Here is a 24,448-nt window from a genome sequence, read left to right as displayed (position 1 = left end):
GCTGAAAGGCGGGGCAGGGGATGATCGCCTCACCGGTGGTACCGGTAGCGACCTTGATGGCGGCTCGGACAACGACTGGATCACCGGTGCTGCAGGCGCCACGATGGTCGGTGGAACCGAGACTGACGTTCTGGATCTGAACCTCTCATCGTTTACGTCAGCGGTGTCGTTCACGCTGGCAGACCAAGCCCTGGCGGCAGTGCAGCTTGGCGCGAATACCAGCGTCCAGGGCTTCGAGACTTTCCKGCTKAKCACTGGTAGCGGCAGCGACRCGCTCGACATGCGCGGCTTCACGCTGGAGRCTTCTGCCTACTTATACMAGAGCWWTTTTGACCTGGRCACAGGGAGCGATACGGTCTTTGTCTCGGGCACGACAAAGGGCCGGGCTAACATCTATGGCGCCGATGTCCTGAATGTCGATTTCTCAGCGTCGTCGGAAGATTTAAACGTCATCAACAATCAGGTTTATACCTCAGGCGGCGGCCTCTTTCTTGAGTTGTYCAATGTTCCCCTGACAACGATGACGGTAACCGGCGGTTCCGGGAACGAYCAGTTGTCCGGCATGGGTGCAGTCGCCACGCTGAAAGGCGGGGCAGGGGATGATCGCCTCACCGGTGGTACCGGTAGCGACCTTGATGGCGGCTCGGACAACGACTGGATCACCGGTGCTGCAGGCGCCACGATGGTCGGTGGAACCGRGACTGACGTTCTGGATCTGAACCTCTCATCGTTTACGTCAGCGGTGTCGTTCACGCTGGCAGACCAAGCCTTGGCGGCAGTGCAGCTTGGCGCGAATACCAGCGTCCAGGGCTTCGAGACTTTCCAGCTGATCACTGGTAGCGGCAGCGACGCGCTCGACATGCGCGGCTTCACGCTGGAGGCTTCTGCCTACTTATACAAGAGCATTTTTGACCTGGGCACAGGGAGCGATACGGTCTTTGTCTCGGGCACGACAAAGGGCCAGGCTAACATCTATGGCGCCGATGTCCTGAATGTCGATTTCTCAGCGTCGTCGGAAGAGGTGACCGTCATTGGTACTCAGGTCTACACGGCAAGCGGCAGCCTTCTTCTGAATATTCCATATAACCGTAACTATCCTAACGACAATCGCCTGACGTCAATCACGGCAACCGGCGGTTCCGGGGACGATACGTTGTCCGGAGTAGATGGAAGCGACGCACTCAAAGGTGGGGCGGGGGATGATAGTTTAAGTGGTGGTGCCGGTGACGATTTATTAGACGGCGGCTCAGGGGAAGATACGCTCGATGGTGGCGCCGGCAATGATACGCTGATCGGCGGTGCGGGCAACGATACCTATGTGCTCGGCGGCGAGAGCGACACCATCAGCGACAGCAGCGGCGTTGACACGATCACCTCGATCATCAGCCGGTCGCTGGCGGGCTACGCGACGATCGAGAACCTGACGCTAATCGGGACCGGCAACATCAACGGAACCGGTAATAGCCTCGTCAACATCATCACCGGCACGGCAGGCAACAACGTGCTCGATGGTGGTCTCGGCAAGGATACGCTGATCGGGGGGGCGGGCAACGATACCTATGTGCTCGGCGGCGAGAGCGATACCGTCAGCGACAGCAGCGGCGTTGACACGATCACCTCGACCATCAGCCGTTCGCTGGCGGGCTATGCGACGATCGAGAACCTGACGCTAATCGGGACCGGCAACATCAACGGAACAGGTAATGGCCTCGTTAACATCATCACCGGCACGGCAGGCAACAACGTGTTCGATGGTGGTGCCGGCAAGGATACGTTGATCGGGGGGGCGGGTAACGATACCTATGTGCTCGGCAGCGAGAGCGACACCATTAGCGATACCAGTGGCGTTGACACGATCACCTCGACCATCAGCCGTTCGCTGACCGGCTATTCAACGATCGAGAACTTGACGCTGCTTGGGACCGGCAACATCAACGGAACAGGCAATGGCCTGGTCAACATCATTACCGGCACGGCAGGCAACAACGTGCTTGATGGTGGTGCCGGCAAGGATACGCTGATCGGGGGGGCGGGTAACGATACCTATGTGCTCGGCGGCGAGAGCGATACCGTCAGCGACAGCAGCGGCGTTGACACGATCACCTCGACCATCAGCCGTTCACTGACCGGCTATTCAACGATCGAGAACCTGACGCTGCTTGGGACCGGTAACATCAGCGGAACAGGCAATGGCCTGGTCAACACGATCGTCGGCAATTCGGGCAACAACGTTCTGAATGGCGGTGCTGGCAATGACATCCTGACAGGTAGAGCGGGGCAGGACACTTTTGTGTTCAACACTGCTCTCAATGTTTCGACGAACGTTGACCGTATCAAAGACTTCGTCGCCAAAGACGACACGATCAACTTGGAAAATGCAATTTTTAAAGCGTTTGCCAAACCCGGGATGCTGTCGCCTACCGCCTTCGAATCTAATTTAACGGGTAAGGCAATGGACGCTCAAGACCGGATAGTCTACGAAACCGATACGGGGAAACTCTTCTATGACGAAGATGGTTCTGGGGCGAAACCGGCAATTTTGTTCGCGATTTTGGAAACTAAGCCGATCATAACCGCTTCAGACTTCATCATTGTCTAGCACGCGATCGGTGGAAAGTGGGAAATTGCCTCGTTCCGGTACTCACGAGAGCGAAAGGCTGCACTAGTGCCTGTAATGGGCGCAGCTTTTTCCGTCGCCCCAGATCGGCTTTACGGGTCTAATAGCGTGTCGCAATCGCCGCTCATGGGTTTGCCCCCGGCCAGTCGTTGGTTGGGTCTGGCTCGCCGGCGGACACTTTCGGCGGCTTTTCGGCGGGATCTGGGTCTTCGGCATAAGCGACGCGGAGGTTCTTCACCACCTCTTCAATCGCGTTGATTGTCTCGATCGTGGCCCAGCCGTGTGTAGTCGCGTCGTCAATTATGCGCTGCAACTCCGGTTCGACTGCCTCTTGGCAGTTCAAATCTCGGTCGGGGTGGCTACCGGAATACCTAGGTGCTTCAACGGTCATGGTACGCTCCATTTCCGCAAGAACATCACAGAGGCCAAGATTATTCCAATGGTCTCAGTTGTGCCCTGGCTAGCCGTTCACCTTACCAAATAACCCTAACGGTGGGCATGTCACATTAGATGTTGGAAATATGGCATGGTGATTGTGTCGAGCAATTCTCGCTCGGTGCATTTGAGCACCAGAACATTTACGCCCTCGTTGGAAACAACGAGGGCTGCTCTGTGGCGAAAAATCCGCCTCGGCGATGATCTCGGAGGCGCGAGCCGCTAAACTCTTCTGGACGAGCACGCCCTGGCCGCGAACGCGGTCACTCGCTACGCCGAGACTTGCTCGCAATGGCCGGATATCGCATCTCTCACCGGCAGCGCGCCTCAAAGCGCCGGCCGTTTCGGTCCCGGTAAATGCAATAGCCTTGACGTTCGTGCGAGCGGCCGATCAAGTTTCCAACGACGCCACCCGCTACCGCGCCTATAGCCGCTCCGCCCCAACTGTTTGAGACGACACCGCCAATGATTGCGCCGGTTCCGGCGCCGATTGCGGTACCACGCTCGGTTTGCGTGCACGACGCAAGCGCTCCAACCATGGCAATAGCGATCAGAAGTTTCTTCATCTTCGTCCCCTCGGTTCGTGTCCGAAGGGTATCTTGTCAGATTCCACAACCAACTTCCATAGAGGCTTCAGTCTCAACCGCGCGCCATCACAACCGGGCTTCCGCGCCCCACGGCTATCGTCATCTTCATAGTAAGTTCGGCTGACCGCTACTGGCCCGCACTCGGTAGCTCATTACGAGCGAGCAGACGTCCGCAATTGGCGCAAAGCGGTCGATCGAGCAGCTTTGTCCTTCTAAGTCGCAACCGTCTCTCAGGAAGGCGAGGGCGGGGCGATCTCATCGACTGGACCGGAATATCGAACGGCAGACGCGCGGTGCCAATCATAGGCATGGTCTCTCCTTTCGGATGCAGACGCCAATCTGAAATCTATGCGCGTTGTCCGTTGCCGAAGGCGAACCGACGTTTACCACTTCCACTAAAGCAAGCGATGTTCGCGACTAGAGATTGCACGTGGCCGGAAATAGCCGCAAAAAGTGCCCGTTAAATCGAGGGGTCTTTTATGGGCGCGACAATTTCAGCAAGCAGCATTTATGGCCTGGACATCAGGGAACTGGATTTCAGCTCGATCTACTATGCGAGCTATTACACCACTGCGAGCACCATATTTCGTGCAAGCTATGGCGGTGGCGATGCGGACGAGTTTCGCGGGTCCGGCTTCAGATATAACTCCTATGGCGAGCCGACCGCCGGCACAGTCACAAGCTATGCGGCATTCCGCGACGGGAACAAGATGTTCTCGGTCGATGGTGTCACGATCGCGGCGACCAACATTGTGAAGGATGCGAACACCTATTCGACGACCGACGATCTTGCCCTCATCGCAAGCGCTCTCAAAGAAAACGATAYCTTCAAGGGCGGCAACGGCGCTGACTATGTGAAGCTCTATGCTGGCAACGACATTTTGGTTGGCAACGGCGGTAACGACACGCTGAACGGAGGCTCAGGCAACGACAAAATTGCCGGCGGTCGTGGTCACGACTATCTCCATGGGGAAGCCGGCATCGACGCTTTCATCTATAAATCGATCTCGGACTCAACTTACGCATCGTCCGGCCGGGACACGATCTACGATTTTACCAGTAGCGATAAGATCGACCTGTCTGCGATCGATGCCTACACAACGAGGGTGGGCAACGACGCTTTTGTTTTTATCGCGACAAGTCAATTCTCAGGTAAGCAAGGCGAAGTGCGGTACGAGAAAAAACTGTCCGACACTTACATCTATGCAGACATCAACGGAGACAAGACGGCAGACTTTGCCATCCATCTCGATGATGCTGTAACGCTGCTGAAGGGCTATTTCGTTTTGTAACAGAGCAATGTGGGCCGTCTTGCACGACGGGGTGGCCCACATAATTCGGCCAACAATCGAACAAGCCTGATCCGAATGGCGCTGGCCGCCGCGCATGACCATGAGTATTTTGGGACGGGGTCGTCGGCCATGGGGGTAGGATAGCACCCCATAATGTTTTGCAAATCTCATTTTGTTCCATTGATTTCAGTCGGAAAAGCAATGATGTTTTGCAGGCGGAAAGGCCGGAAACGGTGGGTTTATGACGGATTTTAAGTCGCTTGCGTCTACCAGTTTCGCCACGTCCGCCTGCGTTTCCTTTCAGACACTCGGACATCAAGGTCAATAGGCTGTTTTTCAAAACGCGATCCGAACCGCAAATTTTCCCTGGTTAGGCAGCAATGGCAATTTGCAAAACCCCTCAAACCACAGGGTTACATATAACCGTTTGCGGCTTTACATTTGGATTGTGACGAACGCAGAGGTGATCGACGTGCTGCAAGAAATCCCGTTGACGTGRCAACCAATCCGCAACCGCTCCTACGCCGGCATGCTCGGTCATCTGCGGCTTGCCTATGTGTTGCAGCATGATGGTCAGACAAATTGGAAATGGATGGTGTCCGGTTGCAACGGCACGGCACGATACGATTTCCAATCGGCCGAAACACTGGATGAAGCCAAGGCCGCCGTGCAGGCCAGTGTCGAAGAATGGTTCACGCAAGCGGGCCTGTTCAACAAGGCCACGGCTTAACAAGACGCCGCATAGCCGTATTTCCGCGGGTATGCCGCTACCCGGCGTGGTGTTTCAAAAAAAATCAACTGCCGATAATGATCAGCAAGAACTTGCAGGTTGAATTACAACTGTTGAATATTACCATCGACGCTGCAATCGTTGAAAAGATGAGGCTTCTGATGTCGGATAAAGCGCATGTCATGGACCTTCTACAGGCTGCAAAATTGCTAGCCGATGCTCAGCAGAATGTCATGCTGAGTTATTTGATTTGCATGGCTCTAATCGAGGCCAAACAACCCCATAGGGAAAGCGCCGCCAAGGCAGCGTGAACGGGAAAAATTCAAGCAGCTTGCCGCCGGACGCATGGGGCTGGCTGGCCGAATGCCGTTGAAAAATGACGTTCGGAGGGACTGATCTGCTGCTTCCTGGCGGCAGGCGGAGCAGTTAACCTTACCTGTGAAGGTTAACCAATGGTTTCGATTGATGCGCCAGCACAATGGCGCTCTAATCCGTGTTGCCGAGGGAGGGAAACTCGGCATTTTCAGCACCAAACGATTAGCCCCTCTTCGGCGCCGGGGAGGGGCATTGTGCTCAAATTCATCAGCATGGAAACATCTTGCCGATAGGCTGCGGCGGCCTATTGATCCTCGACGATGGCTTCCGGTCGGTCGCCGCCGTCCGCATGTTCAAAATGCCATTGACCGCTTTGGTCCTGAAAACTGATTTCCTCATCGTCGCCGCCGACCTGTTGTTCTGCTGCCGCCGCCTTTGCCGCCGCCAAAGCGATCTCCCGGCTCGGAAACGACTCGGAAAACACCTCGGCAAGTTTGTAGGCCCATCCGCCGTCATGCTCGACGATTTCATATACCACTCTGGTCATTTCGTACTCCCTGGAGTGCGCCGCGTTCCAATATCTCCATTCCAAATCTCATGGAATCGACGGGACCGGACGGGAATGGCCGATGCGGACAATCGTTCCCGTCGCCGAAACCCGCCTTGCGGATTCCCGCGTATCGTCCTGACACCGCAAGGTAGCACGAAACACCGGTGTTTTTCCAATTTTCCGGTCCAAGCGCTGGAAACTCCCGTTTCAAGCTCTTGCCAGCTTTTCCGTCGCGACAGCGCCGCGCGCTTTTCTTCAAATCGATTCCGATTGAAGGAATTATGCAGTCGTGTACCGACGTAAAAAGGGCGACCTTGCGATCGCCCTTCAAACGCATTTGATTGGTTTCCGTGCCTTACGCCGACAGCTTGGCCGCAATCTTGGCGACATGGGCACCCTGGTAGCGCGCAGCTTCCAATTCGATTTCCGACGGCTGGCGGGAGCCGTCACCGCCGGTGATCGTCGATGCGCCATAGGGCGAACCGCCCTTGATTTCTTCCAGGCCCATCTGCCCCTGGAAAGCATAGGGCAGGCCGACAACGACCATGCCCTGGTGCATCAGGGTGGGGATAAAGCCGAGAATTGTCGATTCCTGGCCGCCATGCTGCGTGGCCGAGGAGGTGAAGACGGAGCCGACCTTGCCGACAAGCGCGCCGCTCATCCACAGCCCACCGGTCTGATCGACAAAATTGCGCATCTGCGATGCAACGGTGCCGAAACGTGTGCCGGCGCCGAAGATGATGGCGTCATAATCGGCCAGTTCATTCGGCGTGGCAATTTCGGCGGCCTGATCCACCTTGAAATGAGAGGCCTTGGCGACTTCCGCAGGCACCAGTTCCGGCACGCGCTTGACGGTGACATCGGCGCCGGCGGACTTGGCGCCTTCGGCCACCGCGTAGGCCATGGTTTCGATATGTCCGTATGCCGAATAATAGAGCACCAATATCTTAGCCATCGTATTCTCCCTTGTGTTGGCAATTCCGCTTGATTGCCGCTGGAAATAGGATTTATCAGTTTGCCCGTCCGTTGTCAGAAGCGATGCGGGCGACAGACTGTTCGAGAATGAAAGACAATCGGATTTTTCGACTGAACGATCCCGTGCCAGATAGGACCTTTCGATGACCAGCGAAAAAATCGTCACCGCCGCCATGCTCGCCATCGGCGACGAGTTGCTCTCCGGCCGAACCAAGGACAAGAATATCGGCCATCTGGCAGATGTCCTGACACTTGCGGGGATCGACCTCAAGGAAGTGCGCATCGTCGCCGACGACGAACCGGCGATCGTTGCGGCCCTCAACGGATTGCGCGGTGCGTATGACTATGTCTTCACTTCGGGCGGCATTGGCCCGACCCATGACGACATCACTGCCGACGCGGTATCGCGCGCCTTCGGGGTCGAATGCATCCACGATCCGGATGCCATGACCCTGCTTGGCGCCATGTACGAGCGGCGCGGTCTGGAGTTCACCGAAGCGCGGCGGCGCATGGCGCGCATGCCGAACGGCGCGCGGCATATTCCAAACGCCGTGTCGACAGCACCCGGGTTCATCATCGGCAACGTTCATGTGATGGCCGGCGTGCCGCAGGTGTTCCAGGCCATGCTGGATGCCCTGCTGCCGCAACTGGAAAGCGGTACGATCGTCAAATCCCGCACCGTGCGCTCTCCTTTCGGGGAAGGCGATATCGGCGGACCGCTCGGCGAGGTGCAGAAGGCGCATCCTTCAACCAGCATCGGATCCTATCCGAAGTTCGACGGCACGTCGTTTTCGACCGATCTCGTCATCCGTGCCCGCGATGAGGCCTTGCTCGATGCGGCGGAGGCGGATGTGAAGGCGATGATCGATAAAATCGCGGCGGCCAAGAAAAACGCGTGAGCCGCGACGGGGTCGGAACCGCTACGGTGCCGCAGGTGCGGCGGCAATGGTGAATTTCTGATCGACGCTTGCGGACTTACCGCTGTTCAGATCGTTGAAATGGAACCGGAGAACATAATCGCCGGCTGCGGCACCACTGACATCCGTTGTCAGCGTCGCAAAGATCTCCTGATTGCGCAGGAAGCCGGTAAAGGTGAAGTCTCCGAAAGCCTCCTGGTTGGCCAGCATTTCGCCCGAAGCGCTGAGAATGTCGAGATCGACCGTAAAGTGCGCCTGCATCTTGCCGGCCACCGCCGCCGGCTTCCAGGTCAGGCCGACGGGTTCGACATAGGAGACGAGGGCTTCACCCGGCTTGAAGACGGCGTCCTGTTTCGCGTCATACATCGCGTAGCCCGCCGCAGGTGCCGCGACGAACACAGCCTTGCCGATGGACAAGGGTAGTGTCGCCGAAAACGTGCTGATTGCCGAGCGCATCACATCATGGGCCCCCAGCGTGTCGCCGGAGGCTGCCAGCGCCTCGGCTTTGGTTGCCGCGTCGGTGAGCGGCCCGGCCAAGGCGGGCCCCGCCAGCCCGGACCAAGCCAGCCCAGACCAGGCCAGCAATGACAGCACCGCGACCGCGCTGGTTACGCCCGTCAGACCGCCTCTTCGAATGCCGGTTCGCATTGTCTCTCTCCTGATCCTGCCCGGTTGCGGATGTTGGGTATTTGCCGGCCGGTGTCAAGGCAGGCCATCGCTGGCAAAAGGCGAGCGATCCAGTCAACTTAGTTAGGAATATCTGTGGTTTCGCAGGCGGCGTTGTGGCATAGGCAGGGCGATACGAACCGAACGAAAGACCGCATCCATGAAGCAGGACGTTGATAATGCCGTCGAGGCTTTGCGCGCGCTGTTCCCGGCAACGCCGCTGCAGCTCAACGATCATCTGAGTGCGCGTTACGGCGCGACGATCTACCTGAAGCGCGAGGACCTTTCGCCGGTGCGCTCCTACAAGATCAGAGGTGCTTTCAACTTCTTCCGCAAGGTGATCGAGGCCGGTGGAACCGGAAAGACGTTTGTGTGCGCCTCAGCCGGCAATCATGCGCAGGGGTTTGCCTTCGTCTGCCGGCATTTCGGCGTGCCGGGCGTGGTCTTCATGCCGGTGACGACACCGCAGCAGAAGATCGACAAGACCCGGATGTTCGGCGGAGAATTCATCAGCATCAAGCTCGTCGGCGACTTCTTCGACCAGTGCTATCAGGCCGCACGCGACCATGTGGAGCGGATTGACGGCGTCATGGTGCCGCCGTTCGATCATGCCGATATCATCGAGGGCCAGGCGACGGTGGCTGCCGAAATGATCGAGCAACTGCCGGAAGGCGTCATTCCGGATCTGGTGATCATGCCGGTGGGCGGCGGCGGGCTTTCCGCCGGCATGACCGGCTATCTGAAAGATCTTGTGCGGCCTGAAGCCTTCATATTCTGCGAGCCGGAGGGCGCGCCGAGCCTGCGCCGCAGCCTGGAGACAGGGGCCGTGGTGACGCTTGATCAAGTCGATAATTTTGTCGATGGTGCGGCCGTCGGGCGCATCGGCGACCTCAACTTCGCGGCGCTCAAGCACTTCTCAATCGATCAGGTCCTGCTTCTGGCGGAAAATGCCATCTGCGTCACGATCACCGACATGCTCAATGTCGAGGGCGTCGTGCTGGAGCCGGCCGGGGCCTTGTCGATCACGGCGCTGGAAACGCTGGGGCGCGAGGCGCTGGAAGGAAAGACCGTCGTTGCTGTCGTTTCCGGCGGCAATTTCGATTTCGAACGCTTGCCTGATGTCAAGGAACGGGCCATGCGGCATGCAGGTCTGAAAAAATACTTCATCCTGCGCATGGCGCAACGCCCGGGCGCGCTCAAGGACTTTCTCGGCCTGCTCGGCGAGGAGGACGATATCGCCCGGTTCGAATACCTGAAGAAATCGGCGCGCAATTTCGGCTCGATTCTGATCGGCATCGAAACCAAACATCCGGAGAACTTTCCACGGCTGAAAGCGGCCTTCGACAGCGCCGGTCTGCGCTATCAGGATATCACAGACAACGAAATATTGGCTAATCTGGTGATCTGATATTATCTTTTTAATTCCGATCGCTGAACGGTGTATTTAAACCAATCTATGATGTTTGCTGCCAGTCGCCCGGTCGTCTTTGGCGACAGCGCATCGCCTGCAACCACATGCGCGCAAGGGTCGCCGGTTTCGCCGGGATCGAGGAGGGTGACCGCGGCGCCCCAGCGCCCGGCGACAGCAGAGGTTTGCCGCGCATCGACGACCTGATCCCGCGGCGATTGAATGAACAGCGCCGGGGTTCCAATCCGTTCAAAAGGTAGCGCCCGAACCTGCGCGACCAGCGATGCCACCGGCAACAGTGCGCTGACCGGATACTCGGTCGTCCAGTAGGCGGCATGAAGGGCGTTCAACGGGACGAAGGAACGGCGGCGGCCAAGGATGAGACGTGCGCTGAGACGGGCAAGCGGTGCCGTCAAAAGGAAAGCGCCACGCCCCCTGATCCTGAAATTGGGGGCCAGAAAAACGGCGCCCTCGACGTGTGCCGCCAATGCAGGTTGCGCAAGAGCCCAGCTGGCGAGCGCAGCACCGGTCGAGGTTGCGATGATCAGCGTCCTGTCGCCGATGAGGGCTGCTATATCCAGCGCCTCGCGCATGTCCTCCTGCCAGTCTGCCACCGAGGCTTTCGCCATTGCGTCGCCGCTTCGGCCATGACCGGCGAGACGCGTGTAATACAGGTTGGCACCCAGCGCCTTTGCCACGAGATCGGGCAGGGGGCGCACTTCGCCCTTGGACGCGGAAAATCCATGGATGTAGACGATGGCAAGCGTTGTGCGGTTCTTTGCGCCGGGGGCGGCCCAGACGATTTCCTTGGCCAATCCCGGCCGGATATCGGGGAAGACCGATTCGCTGGCGGCGAGGCGCGCATCGATATCGTCCAGCGATCCGATAGCCGCAAAACCCGATATCATGATCGCGACAGCGCCCCCGTCATTCCGATTTTCCTTGAACCTGCGAGCGGATCACCAATGGGCGGAACTTAGCCTTTGACAGCCTTGTTTGCCATGAGTAAGTCTTTCGCATGGCTTCTTTTCTGTCAAAACTGTTCGGCTTTTCCAACGGCTCCAGCACCGAGACGGCTGCGTCTTCCGGCAAGACGTCGACCTATGGCGACTGCCTGATCCGAGCCACGCCAATCCGCGAGGGAAACCAGTTCAGGCTGGCCGGGTCGATTGAAAAAGACGTCGATGGGGTCGCTCGCGTCCGCACCTTCATCCGCGCCGACGTTTTCACATCGGAGCAGGATGTGATCGACGCAACGCTGCGCAAGGCGCATCAGATCATCGACCAGCATGGACCTTCGCTGTTTGCCGACGACGTTGCCTCGCGGCAGGTCTAATACCAAGCGATCGATCGGGTCGGCTTACAAGGTCGGCTTGGGTTCTTTTTAGCGATCGGCGCACAGCGCCTCTAAACGTTTCTTTAAATTTGACGCTTATAGGTTCGCGGATTGAAATCCGAGTGAATGTCTGCCGATGACCAATGTAGTCCTCTTTCTCTGCGAAGGCCTTGTCTACGTCGCAGTCATGGTCACGTTGCTGCACCTGCGTTACCGGCTCGGCCTCGGCGTCTTCATCGCAGCCCTTGGCGTTCTGCATTTCATCGAAACCTATCTGGCGGCCGTCTTTTACGTCCAGCTGCCATTCGGCGTGATTTCTCCAGGGTCCGCAGTGCTGTTTGCCGGCAAGCTGATGATGATCCTTCTTCTCTATGTGAAAGAGGACGCCGCGACCGTCCGCCAGCCAATCTACGGCCTGCTGGCCGGCAATTTCCTCACAGTAGCGCTCAGCCTGCTCCTGCAGATGCACCAGACGGTTTCGGCGGTCCCGAACCGGAGCGCTGATCTGGCCTTCATCGACGAGATGGGATGGCTGATGCTTTGGGGAACGCTGCTGCTCTATCTCGATTCGCTGTTGATCATCCTGCTCTATGAACGGATCGGCCGCTTTATGCGTGGCCTGCTTACGCTGCGTTTTCTGATCTGCGGCGTCGTGGTGCTGACCTTCGACCAGGCAGGATTCTACCTCGCCCTGCATGCGCTGAACGGCGCGCCAGCCGAGGTGTTCTGGGGCGGCTGGGTTGCCAAGATGGGAGCAGCTGTCCTCTATTCGACCGTGCTTGGCGCCTACCTGCATTTTTCCAGCCACTCGGTGCTGTCCGCTTCACAGCAACCGATCGGCGATATCTTCAACACGCTGACCTTCCGGGAGCGCTATGAGGACCTCTTGTCGAAGTCTGGCCGGGATATGCTGACCGGTGTGCTCGACCGCAGCCGGTTCGAATTTGAAGCCCCGCGATTGATCCGCAATGCATTGTCGTCCGGCGCCGTCAGCCTGATCATGATCGACGCCGATCACTTCAAGAGCGTCAACGACCGCTTCGGTCATCTCGAAGGCGACCATGTGCTGAAATCGATCGCCGATGCGATACAGTCCAGCCTGCGCCAGTGCGATCACCTCTTTCGCTACGGTGGAGAAGAGTTTGTCGTCCTTTGCGACGGTCTCGATCCTGCCAGCGCCCTGTCGCGCGCAGAAGAGCTTCGCCAGCGGGTATTGACGCGTGTAACGACGCCGGATCGTTCGGCGGTGACCATCAGCATCGGTATTGCGTCGATGCCGGGCGACGGCTTAACGACAAGGGAGCTGCTGTCGAAGGCCGATGCGCGTCTTTACGAAGCCAAGCGACAGGGACGCAACTGCGTCGTTGGCAACGCTTGACGGCTTGAAAATTGCAAATGCTCAAACGCCGACATTCGGCCGGTCGATGATTTCGCGCAGCGAAAAGCTCGAATTGATCTTGACCACGTGGGGCAGGGCCGAAAGCCAATCCCGGTGGATGCGCTCGTAGTCTTCAAGGTCCTTGGCAGCAACGCGCAGGATATAGTCGTATTCTCCCGACATCAGATAGCAGACCAGCACGTTGGGACAGAGCTTCACCGCGGCCTCGAACTCCGTCAAGGTCTTGGCAAACTGGCCTGAAAGCGAGATGTGGACGATGACCATGATGCGATAGTCGAGCGCCTTGTGCGACAGGCGCGCATGATAGCCGCTGATGACGCCGGATTTTTCGAGAATATCGACCCGGCGCGAACATGCGGACGCTGATAGGCCGACTTTCTCGGCCAACTCCGCATTGGCGATCCGGCCGTTCTGCTGCAGAACCCTCAAAATCGCAGCATCAATTGTATCCATCGCAGCCAATCGAATATCCTTCGAATTTTTCTCAAAAGAACGCAATAATCCGCGAAATATTACGATATCCGCACATCACTTTGCAAGGACATGCGGCGATCTTTCTGTTTCCTTACGCTGGTAAAACAACCATGGCGAAAGCCGTATAGGAGAGGAACGCAAAGATGCGTGTCGGTTGCCCGAAGGAAATCAAAAACCATGAATATCGTGTCGGCCTGACGCCCGGATCGGTGAGGGAATATGTGGCGCATGGCCACGAGGTGATCATCGAAACAAAGGCGGGCGCAGGAATTGGCGCGGAAGACGACAGCTATCGGGCGGCGGGCGCGAAAATCGTTGCCACGGCCAAGGATGTGTTTGAAAAAGCCGACATGATCGTCAAGGTCAAGGAGCCGCAGCCTTCCGAATGGGCGCAGCTTCGCGACGGTCAGATCCTCTACACCTATTTGCATCTTGCGCCCGATCCGGAACAGACCAAAGGCCTGCTTGGCTCCGGTGTGACGGCGATCGCCTACGAAACGGTCACCGACGATCGCGGCGGCCTGCCGCTCCTGGCACCGATGTCGGAAGTGGCTGGCCGCCTGGCCATCCAGGCCGGCGCCACATCGCTGCAGAAAGCCAATGGCGGCCGCGGCATCCTGCTCGGCGGCGTGCCTGGCGTTCTGCCCGCAAAGGTCGCGGTGATCGGCGGCGGCGTCGTCGGGCTGCATGCGGCGCGCATGGCAGCCGGCCTTGGCGCCGATGTCAGCATTCTCGATCGTTCCATTCCCCGTCTGCGCCAGCTCGATGACCTGTTTGCCGGCCGCGTTCACACCCGGTTTTCGACCATCGACGCGCTGGAAGAGGAAGTCTTCTCGGCCGATCTCGTCATTGGCGCCGTGCTCATCCCGGGTGCTGCCGCTCCGAAACTGGTGACGCGCGAAATGCTCTCCGGCATGAAGAAGGGTGCGGTCATCGTCGATGTCGCCATCGACCAGGGGGGCTGCTTCGAGACCTCGCATGCAACGACGCATTCCGACCCGACCTATGAAGTCGACGGCATCGTGCATTATTGCGTCGCCAATATGCCCGGCGCCGTTCCGGTGACCTCCGCGCATGCACTCAACAATGCGACGCTGTTCTACGGCCTGCAGCTTGCCGACCGTGGCCTGAAGGCGATTGCCGAGGACCGGCATTTGCGCGCCGGCCTCAATGTCCACAAGGGACGCGTCACCAACAAGGCGGTGGCCGAAGCGCTTGGCTATGAGAACCATGCCCCGGAAGCCGTGTTGATGATCGCCTGAGTATAGTCAGGAGACACGATCAGGACGGGGCCGGAAATTTCCGGCCCCGTTTTTCAAGCACGCTCGATACGGCATTGATAGCAATTGTTGCGGGCCGAGCGGACATGGACATAGGCGATGTCCTCCCGCTGCAGCAGCTCGGTTGCGCGGGAATTGATGTTTTCCACCGGAACGACTGCGCCGCTGCCATAGACGATCCGGTCGTCCTCGCCATAGCCGCGCAGCAGATAATCCTTGCTGGTCGTCAGGATTGGCGGCACCGCGTTGTGATTGTCATAGGCCTCACACTCCTGCGCATGCAGGAAGATGGGGCCGGTTTCCGCATAGGGCTGGAGTTCCGGAAAGGGACGGTAGGCGAGGATCAGGTAGGGATCGCCGAGGCCGATATTGCCAAGGCAATGGCGGCAGGGCATGCCCTGGCCGTCGGAGACATGCAGCTCCGGTGTCAGGCCGTAGGCATCGGGCTCGCGGCGCCGATAGCGCGCGGCAAGATCGCTCGGCATCGGTTTGTAGCGCAGGTTGGTCATCAGTTCCTCCTTGTTTTATGGCGGAGAAACTAACATTCACCCAAAACGGGCAACACCCGATTCTTGCCGGCCTGAGCGTCAGAGGCTCAGGGCAAACGCCAACAGCTCGTCATTGCGCAGGGGCTGGACCAACGCGTCATGGGTTGACACCGGGGAGAAGCCGAAACGCTGGTAAAGCTGCAGTGCGCGGGGGTGATCGAGCGTGTTTGTCGCGACACGCACTGTTTTCGGATTCGAGCTCCAGGCGGCGTAGAGCGTCTGCAACAGGAACCACTTGCCGAGCCCGAGGCCGAGCGCATGTTCGAACATGCCGAAATGAGAGAGCTCGACCGTGTCCTCATCCACTTGCAGCAGTTCGAAAAATCCGGCCGGTGCACCGTTGACATAGAGCACGGTGACGGCATTGCGCTTGTCGTGGAGGACTGCCGCAAGTTCCGCATCGCTCATCCTTAGCCGGTCGACCCAGTTCCAGCGCCGCCCGACCCGCAGATACAGGAACCGATAGAATGACAGCGGGATTTCCGGCACGCGCATGATCGCGGTCTGGATATTGACCGGCACCGGCAGGCTCTGTTTGGGCGCGACCGTCATTTCCAGCTCGGTGACGCGCACTGCCAGCGGCTCCATAACTGTACCCTTTGCCATTCTGATCATTCTTTCCCGGTAACGACGGCCGTGTCTGCCCGGCTGCCCCATTCGGACCAGGACCCATCATAGAGCTTATTGTCCGTATGGCCCAGCGATTGCAGCGCAAGCATGATGATCGCCGCGGTCACGCCGGAACCGCAGGTGGTGGTGACCGGCTTGTCGAGGTCGATACCCGCCGCTTCGATCGTCTCGCGCAGGGCGTCGAGCGACTTGAGTTTTCCGCCGGCCGAAAAGACGCCGGATGGCAGGCTTTTTGCACCGGGCATATGGCCGGATCGCATGCCGGCTCTCGGCTCGGCTTCCTCGCCGGTAAAGCGGGCAGCACCGCGTGCATCGGCGATCTGGCGAGAGCCGGTTGCAACGATCTCGCTCATTTGCGCAAACGAGGTCACGGCTTCGGCGTTGAACTGCGGATGGAACGTTGCAGGCGCGGGCTGCGGGACATCGGTGGTGACGGGGCGGCCCTCGGCCTTCCAGCCATCGAAACCGCCATCCAGTACGAACACCGTTTTTGCCCCCATGGTACGCAATAGCCACCAGACGCGCGGCGCGGTAAAGATGCCGGGACCATCATAGACGACGATCGTATCGCTCTCGCTGATTCCGAGCTTGCCAACCGATAGTGCAAAGGATGCGGGCGAGGGGATGGTGTGCGGCAGGCCGCTGGTCAGATCAGCGATGGCATCCTGATCGTAGAAGACGGCTCCGGGAATGTGGCCGGCCGCGTATTCGGCCTTCGGATCCCGGTTCTGTGCCGGCAGGTACCAGGATGCATCGACAATCTTCACCGAAGGGTCCGTCAGCTTCTGCTCAAGCCAATCAGCCGATACAACGAATGCGCTCTTTTGTTCGGTCATCGATTTACTTTCTGGTCAAAGGGTTGAAGCGGCGTCCGGCGTGCCGAAACGAATACGAAAACGCCGGTTTTCCTTACCCTTCTTTTCGATCTTGGCGATGTGGATGGCGCCGACTTCCTGAGTTTCGGACACATGGGTGCCACCGCAGGGCTGGCTGTCGACTGACGCGCTTTCACCGATGCAGACAAGGCTGACACGGCCAAGGCCCACCGGCGGGCGGACATTCTTCGATTTGACGATATCGGGATTGGCGGCCAGTTCCGCGTCGGTGATCCATTGCAGGTAGACCGGATGATTGTCCTTAACCAGCGCCATCATCGCGGCCGTGACGGCATCCTTGTCGATGGTTTCGCTCATGTCGAAATCGACCCGGCTTTCATCCTCGCCAACCGCAGCGCCTGTAATCGGAAACTGGCAGACGACGGACAGGAGATGGCAGGCCGTGTGCATGCGCATCAACCTGTAGCGCCGCGCCCAGTCGATGTGCAGCACCAGCTTTTCACCGGTGAGCACGGCGGGTTGATCGGCTGCCGGAACGTGGATGATGATGTCCTTGGTGTCGCCATGGCGCGTGGTTGCGATCTCGATGCGGCTGCCGTCGGCGCGCTCGAAAAAGCCGTTGTCGCCGGGCTGGCCGCCCGAGGTCGCATAAAAACAGGTCTGATCGAGCTCGATGCCGCCGTCTTCCCGTATTCCCGTGACGATCGCCTCCGTGGTTGAAAGGTAGAAATCGTCACGAAAAAGGGCAGTCGTTGTCATGAGATGCTTATCCGGCTGGTTCGTATGGCACCGTTATTCCGGAATTCCGCGTCAGCCAGGCCGGAACAGGAAGGCCCTTGGACTTCAGAAATGCCGGATTGAACAGCTTCGACTGATAGCGGTTACCATAGTCGCAGAGGATCGTCACGATGGTATGTCCCGGCCCCAGATCTTTTGCCAGGCGAATGGCGCCGGCAATGTTGATGCCGGAAGAGCCGCCGACGCAGATGCCTTCCTTTTCCACGAGATCGAACACCAGCTGTACAGCTTCGGCATCCGGAATCTGATAGGCAAAATCCGGCTTAAAGCCTTCGAGGTTGGCAGTGATGCGGCCCTGGCCGATGCCTTCGGTGATCGATCCGCCAGATGATTTCAACTCGCCATGGGCATAAAAATTGTAGAGTGCGGCCCCTTCCGGGTCTGCGATACCGATCTTGATATCCGGGCTCTTCGCCTTGAGGCCAAGGGCGACGCCGGCCAGCGTGCCGCCGGAGCCGACCGCGCAGATGAAACCGTCGACCTTGCCGCCGGTATCCCGCCAGATTTCCGGCGCTGTCGTTTCCACATGTGCGTCGCGGTTGGCGACATTGTCGAACTGGTTCGCCCAGATCGCGCCGTTCGGCTCGGTCTTTGCCAATTCAGCTGCGAGCCGGCCGGACAGTTTGACGTAATTGTTGGGGTTCTTGTAGGGAACCGCCGGGACCTCGATGAGTTCGGCGCCCAGAAGCCGCAACGCGTCCTTCTTCTCCTCGCTTTGCGTCTCGGGGATGACGATAACCGTGCGATAGCCGAGCGCCTGGGCGACGAGGGCAAGGCCGATGCCGGTATTGCCGGCGGTGCCTTCGACGATGACGCCGCCCGGCTTCAGCTGGCCGGATTTTTCGGCCTGGCGGATGATCGACAGCGCGGCGCGATCCTTGACCGACTGGCCCGGATTGAGGAACTCCGCCTTGCCGAGAATTGTGCATCCCGTTGCCTCGGATGCACCTTTTAGGCGGATCAGCGGCGTGTTGCCGATGGCATCGAGAACGGAGGGCAGAACGGACATGAGGAACCTCTTGGCTGCGGGAACGATGTCAGGCGGGTGCCTGACTTTGGTAATACGCTAAAAGCGGTCCGTGTGGAGCCGCATCGGTCTTAACGGCATGCGCAGTTTAACATACCGGAATCCTGTCGTCTTTTCGTCCGGGAAGTGTTGCGAAGCAAGAAATAGTGTTTCAACTGCGTGCCATGACGGGCAAAAAATGCCCGCGGCGGCGTTGTGCAGACCCGGGTGATCCATTTCTTGACCCTTGGCGTAGTGAGGCGATAGTTTTCGCGGCTTACTCCGGCAGGACAGGTTTGAAATGAAGGCTGAGGTTCAGCTCGACACGGTGGATGCCTTGATGGCCCGTTACGCTGCCGGCATCCTGCCGGAACCGGCGCGCGTGCTCGTCGAGGCCCATCTGGAAATGCAATCCGTCAACAGGCCACGGGTCGCCGAATACGAATCGCTGGCGGGTGGCATCCTCGAGACGATCGAGCCCGTTGCCATCCGGTCAAGGGACGCCGCCTTGCATGCCATATTCGCAGCAGCATCGCTGGCAGAGCCGGCCGCTGTTGCCAGGCGGCCAGAAAATGCACTCTTTCCCAAGGCTATCCGAGATTTTACCGGACTGGAAGCAGACGAAATCCCCTGGAAAAAAAAGCTACCGGGTTTCAAGGAATACAGCCTTGGACAGATCGACGGTTGCGACGTCAGCTTTTTCTGGCTGCGGCCGGGGCGCGCGATCCCAGCCCATACGCATGAAGGCTACGAGCTGTCGCTTGTCCTGGATGGCGCTTTCAAGGACGCACGCGGCCGCTTCGTCAAGGGTGACATATCGGTGGCGGACGAAAGCATCGACCATCGTCCGGTCGCGGAACCCGAACGCCCCTGCATCGCCTTCACCGTCTTCCAGGCACCGCTCAAGCTGACCGGTTCGTGGAAGCAATTGATCGGCGATCTGATCGGCTGACGTTGCTGCCGAACAATGGCCCGAATGCAGGAACAAACTACATTTCAATGCGTATTGTTTGGTGATCCCAGTTTCCGGGGTCGGCGATTAAGCAGCGAAAGGAAACCCCATGACCGATTTTGTCGCACAGCCCGAGTTGGGTTTGGCTTGGGTCACGGGGGCGAGTTCGGGTATCGGGCGCGCGCTGGCGCTGCGGTTGGTCAAAGATGGCTTCAACGTTGTCGTCACGTCGCGGGATCACGAAAAACTGGTCAAACTTCAGCATGAATCGCCCGGGCCGGGCAAGATCATCGTGCTGGACGGCGATGTCACCGACCCCAGCGATATGGAACGGGTTCTGGCGGCGATCGAATATGAGTACGGATCGATGGTGCTCGCGGTTCTCAATGCGGGGGTCTGCATTCCCGTCCACGGCGAGGATATGCACCTTGAAGATTTCGAAAAGACTTTTGCAGTCAACCTCAACGGAACGGTCAATTGCCTGCTGCCGGCGGTGCGACACATGAAGGCGAGGGGGTACGGCCAGATCGCCATCGTTTCGTCCGTCACCGGATATGGCGGCCTGCCGACAGGTGCAGCCTGCGGGGCCACCAAGGCAGCGCTGATCAACATGGCGGAAAGCCTGAAGTTCGACCTCGACAAGGCCGGCGTGCGCCTGCAGATCGTCAATCCTGGCTTCGTCGACACGGCAGCGACGGCAAAGAACGAATTTCCGATGCCGGCCTTGGTCAGCCCGGAGGTGGCCGCGGACCGCATTGCCCAGGGCCTGAAATCCAGAGGTTTCGAAATCACCTTTCCCAGGCGCTTCACCTGGGCAATGAAACTCCTCAACCTGTTGCCCTATGGCCTGTATTTCTGGCTGATCAACAGGGCGACGGGCTGGGAAACGCGGCCGCTGGTCACCGAGAGCCATGCCGTCGATGTGCGCAAGCGGCATCCTCAGGCCGTGTGAAGCCGCAAACACCCATCGCCCGTCGCGGCCTTACTCATAAACGATCTGACGGACGTCGATGTTTCTGGCGCGGAAACCGGCTTCGCAATAGAACAGGTAGAATTCCCACAGGCGTTTGAAGCGGGTATCGAAACCGAGCGGTTCGACCTTGTCCCAGACGCTCCAGAAGCGCTCGCGCCATTCGGCGAGCGTGCGGGCATAGTCGAGCCCGAAGCCGAAATCGCCGCTGATCTTCAAGCCCACCTTGCGGCCGAGGTCGATCAGATGCTCGCGGGTCGGCAGCATGCCACCCGGAAAAACGTATTTCTGAATGAAATCGGGGTTCGCGCGATATTCCCGATAGGCCTCCGGCTTGATGGTGATGATCTGCAGTCCGGCCTTGCCGCCCGGCTTCAGGCAGCGTTGCAACTGTGAAAAATAGGCGGGCCAGTATTTTTCACCGACGGCCTCGAACATTTCGATGGAGACGATCCGGTCATAAAGCCCGACCTCGTCGCGATAGTCCTGGAACTTGATTTCGACCTTGCCGGACAGGCCAGCGTTCTTCATCCGCGCGTTGGCGAAGGCAAGCTGTTCCCGGCTGATCGTCAGCCCTGTCACCTTGCAGCCGATCTCGCCCGCCGCRTACTCGGCGAAACCACCCCAGCCGCAGCCGATCTCCAGCACATGATGACTGGCATCGATGCCGGCGGCATCCGCCAAGGCCTTGTACTTGGCGCGCTGGGCCGATTGCAGGTCATTGGCACCCGTCGAATAGAGGGCCGAAGAATAGGTCATCGTCGGATCGAGCCATTGCTTGTAAAAGGCATTGCCGAGATCGTAATGGGCGGAAATGTTCTTCTTCGAGCCGGATTTCGTGTTGGCGTTCATCCAGTGGCGGAATTTTTCGACCAGCCGCAACAGGCCGCGCGCGCCGTTGGAGAAATTACGGCCGACATCCGTATTGACCAGGAACAGCTCCAGAAACGCGCCGACATCCGGACTGTCCCAATCACCATCCATATAGCTTTCAGCAACGGCGATGGTGCCGCCGGTCAAAGCCCGCTGCGGCAGGTTCCAGTTGTGCAGCGTGACGCAGGCGACTGGCCCCTGGGCTTTACCCTTGACCACCACGGTGCGCCTGTCTGGCAAAGTCAGCTTCAGACAACCGGCCTGCATGTGTACCAGACCACGCAGAACCATCTGGGCCTTTGCAGGCAGGCCTTTGACGATACGTGACAAATTTTCGGAAGAAAGGCGCTCTCCGTCTTTCGGATCACAATAGCCGGTGCCTGCTGTACTCATTGACAGATCCTCAGCAATCATTGCTTCTGACACAAAATAACCTCATTTCGCCGGGCCGCCAACCTTGGATTCATGAAGCGCAGTGGCTTGTCCTGCGGCGCTCCCGAGGCTCTCGCCGGTTCTGGCGGTTTCGGCCGCCGGATGGAGCGGACGCCTTTGATCCAGAGCGTCGGCGCCTCCCGGTGAATCCCTGCGACGATCTTGAGTGTATGATGCCGAATCCGGGCAACAAGACGCAAAATCTTGCCTGTTTTCAGCGGCACCCGAACGCCTCAGAGGGTTGCGGCAAGCCAGGTCCATCCTCGCCGGTCTCCGTTTTGCGGGGAATACCACTCAACAGAGTCAGCCGACGTTTCATCCTGAGAAGCGGCATCCGCAGTCAGGGCGGCCGGAAGAATTCAGCTTGCGATGGATACTTTGGCGAAGGCGCTGCCATCACCACTGTTATGCGGGACCCTGATCGCTGACGAACCGCAGCGAGGGCAGCCGGATTAGTTGCAAAGCTCGGCGAGAAATTCGTGAAGCGTGAGGCTCCGCATGGGGGGACCCTCGGCGCAAGCGGCGACGCTTGGCGCGAGGGCACACCATTTGCTTCTTTTACAAACTGCCGTTTGAGTTCAACCTGAAATCCTCGGCCCTGCGTCTTGAAATGATCTTGAGCGAGCGGTCAGGCTGTATCTGGTAGGTCTCGCTCCAGTAGTAACCACGCTGATCATGGAACGTGTGGCTGAACGTGCTGCCGGCAGGTGATTTCGTCAACTTGGTGCGCGGCTGGCCACCATAGGTGATGCTGCCGGGGATCGGCTCGACCTCCACCGCTGTGCACGAAGCAAGCAGAACCGCAGCCACTATCAACAAACCTCGTTTCATAACGCGCCCCTCCTCTCACTATAGGTATTTTATACTACGCTAATTAAAGGATATTACTATGAAAAGGATAACCGGTATCCAGCGGCGTCCCACCCTTCGCCGCCGCCACCTATGGCGGCGGGAAACTTTCCCGCCGCCATAGGTGGCGGCAACGAAACCCAAGATAGCCACCAGGTCACCGCGTGGGCGGCGTTCCTTATGCTTTATGTCAGCAGATCCACCCGCCGCCACAGTTGCAGCAACAATTACTCACTCGGCAGCCAAGTGTTCCAACATCGTCGCCCGCTTCAACTGCCTTTGGACCGCAAGAGCAACCAGCCGACTTTTCCGGCGCATCTTCGAATGCGCGTTTCTTCAGGCTCTTGATGAACACCTGAGCGGAGCGGGGCGTGGYCTGATCGTGCTCAATTTCAAATAGTTGCTCACTTCCGTTGATTTTTATCGCAAAACTGCCAAGGCTAATTGAGCATTCCTTTGAGTAACTGTCGGGGATGATCGAAATGTCGCTGTCGTCCGATAGCTGAATAAAAAAACCTTCGCGCATTTACACCTCCTGGTTAAAAACATTGCAACCCTGACGTATATTCAAGGGAATTTCAACCGTATTTTGCGGCATCGCGATGCGGTTCGAAGCAGTCGCCCAGCCACGAGCGTGGCGACTTTCCTGAAGAAAAATTGGGGTAAGGGCGTAACGATATTCAGTCGCTTGCGCGTGATAGATGCCGCGGGTGAAAAAGCACCCACAGGAAATGGAAAAATCGAGACAAGAAAAAGGAGCCGGCTCAATCAGAACCAGCTCCTTCAATATAGTCAGCATCTTGGCTGAAGAATTTGGCTCCCCGGGCCGGATTCGAACCGGCGACCTGTCGATTAACAGTCGAATGCTCTACCGCTGAGCTACCAGGGATCATCTGCGCGGTGTGTGCTGCAGAAGTGAGGCTGCTAATACAAATGCTTTTCCGATTTGCCAAGCGGTTTTTCAAAAAAAACGCATAATCTTGTCTGATTGTGGACAACTCCCCATGTGAGCGTGGAGATGCATCGTTGCTTGCCGCGGCCTCCGACCCCACGCAACAGCAGCAATATCAGGCAATCGCGCCCGCCAGGGATTTGACAGGTGGAATTTAATGGCAGAACCGCAGAAAACAAAAAAATTCGGCATCGATGCCCGCACGCATGAGCTCGTCATCGGCACATGGCGCATGCGGCTGCCGCAATCACGCCTGTTGCGCCTTGCCATCGGCGGCGTGTTGATCTTCGGCGGTATTCTGGGTTTCCTGCCGGTACTGGGTTTCTGGATGATCCCGCTCGGCCTGATCGTTCTGTCGCATGACCTTGCCTTCGTGCGGCGCCAGCGGCGGCGGCTTTCCGTCTGGTGGGCCCGCAAATGGCAGGCTTCCAACTAACCTACCGGGAAACAGCAATCTCCTTCTGAGCTCCAACAGGCGGCACGCTGCAGTCACCGGCTGGCGAAACCTCCAAGTGCCGCGTGCCGGGCGATCATGCAAAGGTCCGAATGGCTTGAAAACGCTCGATGAATTTTAGGGACTTGCGGAACACATATGGAACATATAGTGTTCGTTCTTCGTTC

General features: G+C 58.4%; 29 protein-coding genes and 1 tRNA gene. 12 read left to right on the top strand and 18 right to left on the bottom strand.

The window, feature by feature from the left end; genetic code table 11:
- Positions 1-2,599: beta strand repeat-containing protein (locus tag AC1D17_RS22565; RefSeq protein ID WP_477567541.1), on the top strand; the 2,599-nt coding region annotated here is incomplete at its 5' end.
- 142 nt (positions 2,600-2,741) lie between these two features.
- Here the strand turns inward: AC1D17_RS22565 and AC1D17_RS22560 are convergent.
- Both AC1D17_RS22560 and AC1D17_RS22555 read right to left on the bottom strand, forming a co-directional pair.
- Entirely contained in the window at positions 2,742-3,008 is a 267-nt protein-coding gene (locus AC1D17_RS22560; protein ID WP_477567540.1) for a hypothetical protein, read from the bottom strand.
- Between the two features lie 355 nt (positions 3,009-3,363).
- The gene (locus tag AC1D17_RS22555; RefSeq protein ID WP_477567539.1) at positions 3,364-3,618 is read right to left on the bottom strand and encodes a YMGG-like glycine zipper-containing protein; all 255 of its coding nucleotides are present in this window, start codon (positions 3,616-3,618) and stop codon (positions 3,364-3,366) included.
- A 500-nt stretch (positions 3,619-4,118) separates the two neighbouring features.
- On the opposite strand from AC1D17_RS22555, the gene AC1D17_RS22550 reads away from it, so the two are divergent.
- The 3 genes from AC1D17_RS22550 (at position 4,119) to AC1D17_RS22540 (ending at position 5,972) form a co-directional block, all read left to right on the top strand.
- Entirely contained in the window at positions 4,119-4,931 is an 813-nt protein-coding gene (locus AC1D17_RS22550; RefSeq protein ID WP_477567538.1) for a calcium-binding protein, read from the top strand.
- A gap of 472 nt (positions 4,932-5,403) precedes the next feature.
- On the top strand, positions 5,404-5,661 hold the full coding sequence (locus tag AC1D17_RS22545) for a hypothetical protein (RefSeq protein ID WP_477567537.1): 258 nt from the start codon (positions 5,404-5,406) through the stop codon (positions 5,659-5,661).
- A 77-nt stretch (positions 5,662-5,738) separates the two neighbouring features.
- Positions 5,739-5,972, top strand: a complete 234-nt coding sequence (locus tag AC1D17_RS22540) for a hypothetical protein (RefSeq protein ID WP_477567536.1) — start codon at positions 5,739-5,741, stop codon at positions 5,970-5,972.
- A gap of 308 nt (positions 5,973-6,280) precedes the next feature.
- Here the strand turns inward: AC1D17_RS22540 and AC1D17_RS22535 are convergent, their stop codons facing one another.
- Entirely contained in the window at positions 6,281-6,523 is a 243-nt protein-coding gene (locus AC1D17_RS22535; RefSeq protein WP_477567535.1) for a DUF2188 domain-containing protein, read from the bottom strand.
- A 358-nt stretch (positions 6,524-6,881) separates the two neighbouring features.
- A complete protein-coding gene (gene wrbA, locus AC1D17_RS22530; protein ID WP_477567534.1) occupies positions 6,882-7,481 on the bottom strand; it encodes an NAD(P)H:quinone oxidoreductase in 600 nt (199 codons plus the stop codon).
- Positions 7,482-7,644: 163 nt separating this feature from the next.
- Here wrbA and AC1D17_RS22525 point away from each other — a divergent pair, with 163 nt between their 5' ends.
- Positions 7,645-8,400 (top strand): competence/damage-inducible protein A, encoded by a 756-nt coding sequence (locus AC1D17_RS22525; protein ID WP_477567533.1) that lies wholly within the window; start codon positions 7,645-7,647, stop codon positions 8,398-8,400.
- Between the two features lie 21 nt (positions 8,401-8,421).
- Here AC1D17_RS22525 and AC1D17_RS22520 read toward each other — a convergent pair whose 3' ends face one another.
- Entirely contained in the window at positions 8,422-9,066 is a 645-nt protein-coding gene (locus AC1D17_RS22520; protein ID WP_477567532.1) for a hypothetical protein, read from the bottom strand.
- A gap of 178 nt (positions 9,067-9,244) precedes the next feature.
- On the opposite strand from AC1D17_RS22520, the gene ilvA reads away from it, so the two are divergent.
- The gene (gene ilvA, locus AC1D17_RS22515) at positions 9,245-10,492 is read left to right on the top strand and encodes a threonine ammonia-lyase (protein WP_477567531.1); all 1,248 of its coding nucleotides are present in this window, start codon (positions 9,245-9,247) and stop codon (positions 10,490-10,492) included.
- Positions 10,493-10,494: 2 nt separating this feature from the next.
- Here ilvA and AC1D17_RS22510 read toward each other — a convergent pair whose 3' ends face one another.
- Positions 10,495-11,400 carry an alpha/beta hydrolase gene (locus AC1D17_RS22510; RefSeq protein WP_477567530.1) on the bottom strand — a complete coding sequence of 302 codons (906 nt, stop codon included), beginning with the start codon at positions 11,398-11,400 and terminating at the stop codon, positions 10,495-10,497.
- Between the two features lie 110 nt (positions 11,401-11,510).
- Between AC1D17_RS22510 and AC1D17_RS22505 the strand changes: the two genes are divergently transcribed.
- Both AC1D17_RS22505 and AC1D17_RS22500 read left to right on the top strand, forming a co-directional pair.
- Positions 11,511-11,828: an HlyU family transcriptional regulator gene (locus tag AC1D17_RS22505; protein ID WP_477567529.1), complete on the top strand. Its 318-nt coding sequence runs from the start codon at positions 11,511-11,513 to the stop codon at positions 11,826-11,828.
- Positions 11,829-11,964: 136 nt separating this feature from the next.
- Positions 11,965-13,206 carry a GGDEF domain-containing protein gene (locus AC1D17_RS22500; RefSeq protein ID WP_477567528.1) on the top strand — a complete coding sequence of 414 codons (1,242 nt, stop codon included), beginning with the start codon at positions 11,965-11,967 and terminating at the stop codon, positions 13,204-13,206.
- Between the two features lie 21 nt (positions 13,207-13,227).
- Here AC1D17_RS22500 and AC1D17_RS22495 read toward each other — a convergent pair whose 3' ends face one another.
- Entirely contained in the window at positions 13,228-13,680 is a 453-nt protein-coding gene (locus tag AC1D17_RS22495; protein ID WP_372353122.1) for an Lrp/AsnC family transcriptional regulator, read from the bottom strand.
- Between the two features lie 164 nt (positions 13,681-13,844).
- Here AC1D17_RS22495 and ald point away from each other — a divergent pair, with 164 nt between their 5' ends.
- On the top strand, positions 13,845-14,963 hold the full coding sequence (gene ald / locus AC1D17_RS22490; protein WP_264218740.1) for an alanine dehydrogenase: 1,119 nt from the start codon (positions 13,845-13,847) through the stop codon (positions 14,961-14,963).
- Between the two features lie 53 nt (positions 14,964-15,016).
- Here ald and AC1D17_RS22485 read toward each other — a convergent pair whose 3' ends face one another.
- From AC1D17_RS22485 to AC1D17_RS22465, 5 genes are all read right to left on the bottom strand, one after another.
- Positions 15,017-15,490, bottom strand: coding sequence for a DUF1203 domain-containing protein (locus AC1D17_RS22485; protein ID WP_477567527.1), 474 nt, complete (start codon positions 15,488-15,490; stop codon positions 15,017-15,019).
- Positions 15,491-15,568: 78 nt separating this feature from the next.
- Positions 15,569-16,135 (bottom strand): GNAT family N-acetyltransferase, encoded by a 567-nt coding sequence (locus AC1D17_RS22480; protein WP_477567526.1) that lies wholly within the window; start codon positions 16,133-16,135, stop codon positions 15,569-15,571.
- Between the two features lie 5 nt (positions 16,136-16,140).
- Positions 16,141-16,995 carry a 3-mercaptopyruvate sulfurtransferase gene (gene sseA, locus AC1D17_RS22475; RefSeq protein ID WP_477567525.1) on the bottom strand — a complete coding sequence of 285 codons (855 nt, stop codon included), beginning with the start codon at positions 16,993-16,995 and terminating at the stop codon, positions 16,141-16,143.
- A 15-nt stretch (positions 16,996-17,010) separates the two neighbouring features.
- Positions 17,011-17,754, bottom strand: a complete 744-nt coding sequence (locus AC1D17_RS22470) for an alanyl-tRNA editing protein (protein ID WP_477567524.1) — start codon at positions 17,752-17,754, stop codon at positions 17,011-17,013.
- A gap of 7 nt (positions 17,755-17,761) precedes the next feature.
- On the bottom strand, positions 17,762-18,802 hold the full coding sequence (locus tag AC1D17_RS22465; protein ID WP_477567523.1) for a cysteine synthase A: 1,041 nt from the start codon (positions 18,800-18,802) through the stop codon (positions 17,762-17,764).
- Between the two features lie 298 nt (positions 18,803-19,100).
- Between AC1D17_RS22465 and AC1D17_RS22460 the strand changes: the two genes are divergently transcribed.
- Both AC1D17_RS22460 and AC1D17_RS22455 read left to right on the top strand, forming a co-directional pair.
- Positions 19,101-19,751, top strand: coding sequence for a ChrR family anti-sigma-E factor (locus tag AC1D17_RS22460; RefSeq protein WP_477567522.1), 651 nt, complete (start codon positions 19,101-19,103; stop codon positions 19,749-19,751).
- Positions 19,752-19,860: 109 nt separating this feature from the next.
- On the top strand, positions 19,861-20,703 hold the full coding sequence (locus AC1D17_RS22455) for an SDR family NAD(P)-dependent oxidoreductase (RefSeq protein ID WP_477567521.1): 843 nt from the start codon (positions 19,861-19,863) through the stop codon (positions 20,701-20,703).
- A 30-nt stretch (positions 20,704-20,733) separates the two neighbouring features.
- On the opposite strand, the gene AC1D17_RS22450 is transcribed toward AC1D17_RS22455, so the two are convergent.
- The 6 genes from AC1D17_RS22450 to AC1D17_RS22425 all read right to left on the bottom strand — a co-directional run bounded on the left by AC1D17_RS22450 (position 20,734) and on the right by AC1D17_RS22425 (position 23,764).
- Positions 20,734-21,987: a class I SAM-dependent methyltransferase gene (locus AC1D17_RS22450; protein ID WP_477567520.1), complete on the bottom strand. Its 1,254-nt coding sequence runs from the start codon at positions 21,985-21,987 to the stop codon at positions 20,734-20,736.
- A 17-nt stretch (positions 21,988-22,004) separates the two neighbouring features.
- Complete coding sequence (locus tag AC1D17_RS22445; RefSeq protein ID WP_477567519.1) at positions 22,005-22,250, bottom strand: DUF1365 family protein; 246 nt, start codon at positions 22,248-22,250, stop codon at positions 22,005-22,007.
- Between the two features lie 334 nt (positions 22,251-22,584).
- Positions 22,585-22,857: a hypothetical protein gene (locus AC1D17_RS22440; RefSeq protein WP_477567518.1), complete on the bottom strand. Its 273-nt coding sequence runs from the start codon at positions 22,855-22,857 to the stop codon at positions 22,585-22,587.
- Between the two features lie 208 nt (positions 22,858-23,065).
- A complete protein-coding gene (locus AC1D17_RS22435; protein WP_477567517.1) occupies positions 23,066-23,401 on the bottom strand; it encodes a hypothetical protein in 336 nt (111 codons plus the stop codon).
- Entirely contained in the window at positions 23,402-23,662 is a 261-nt protein-coding gene (locus AC1D17_RS22430; RefSeq protein WP_477567516.1) for a hypothetical protein, read from the bottom strand.
- A 27-nt stretch (positions 23,663-23,689) separates the two neighbouring features.
- Positions 23,690-23,764, bottom strand: a tRNA-Asn gene (locus tag AC1D17_RS22425).
- Between the two features lie 220 nt (positions 23,765-23,984).
- Between AC1D17_RS22425 and AC1D17_RS22420 the strand changes: the two genes are divergently transcribed.
- Positions 23,985-24,263 carry a hypothetical protein gene (locus tag AC1D17_RS22420; RefSeq protein WP_477567515.1) on the top strand — a complete coding sequence of 93 codons (279 nt, stop codon included), beginning with the start codon at positions 23,985-23,987 and terminating at the stop codon, positions 24,261-24,263.
- Positions 24,264-24,448 lie beyond the last annotated feature (185 nt).

Source organism: Pararhizobium sp. P1_E7, from assembly GCF_056405855.1.
This window is presented reverse-complemented; position numbering and strand designations above follow the sequence as displayed.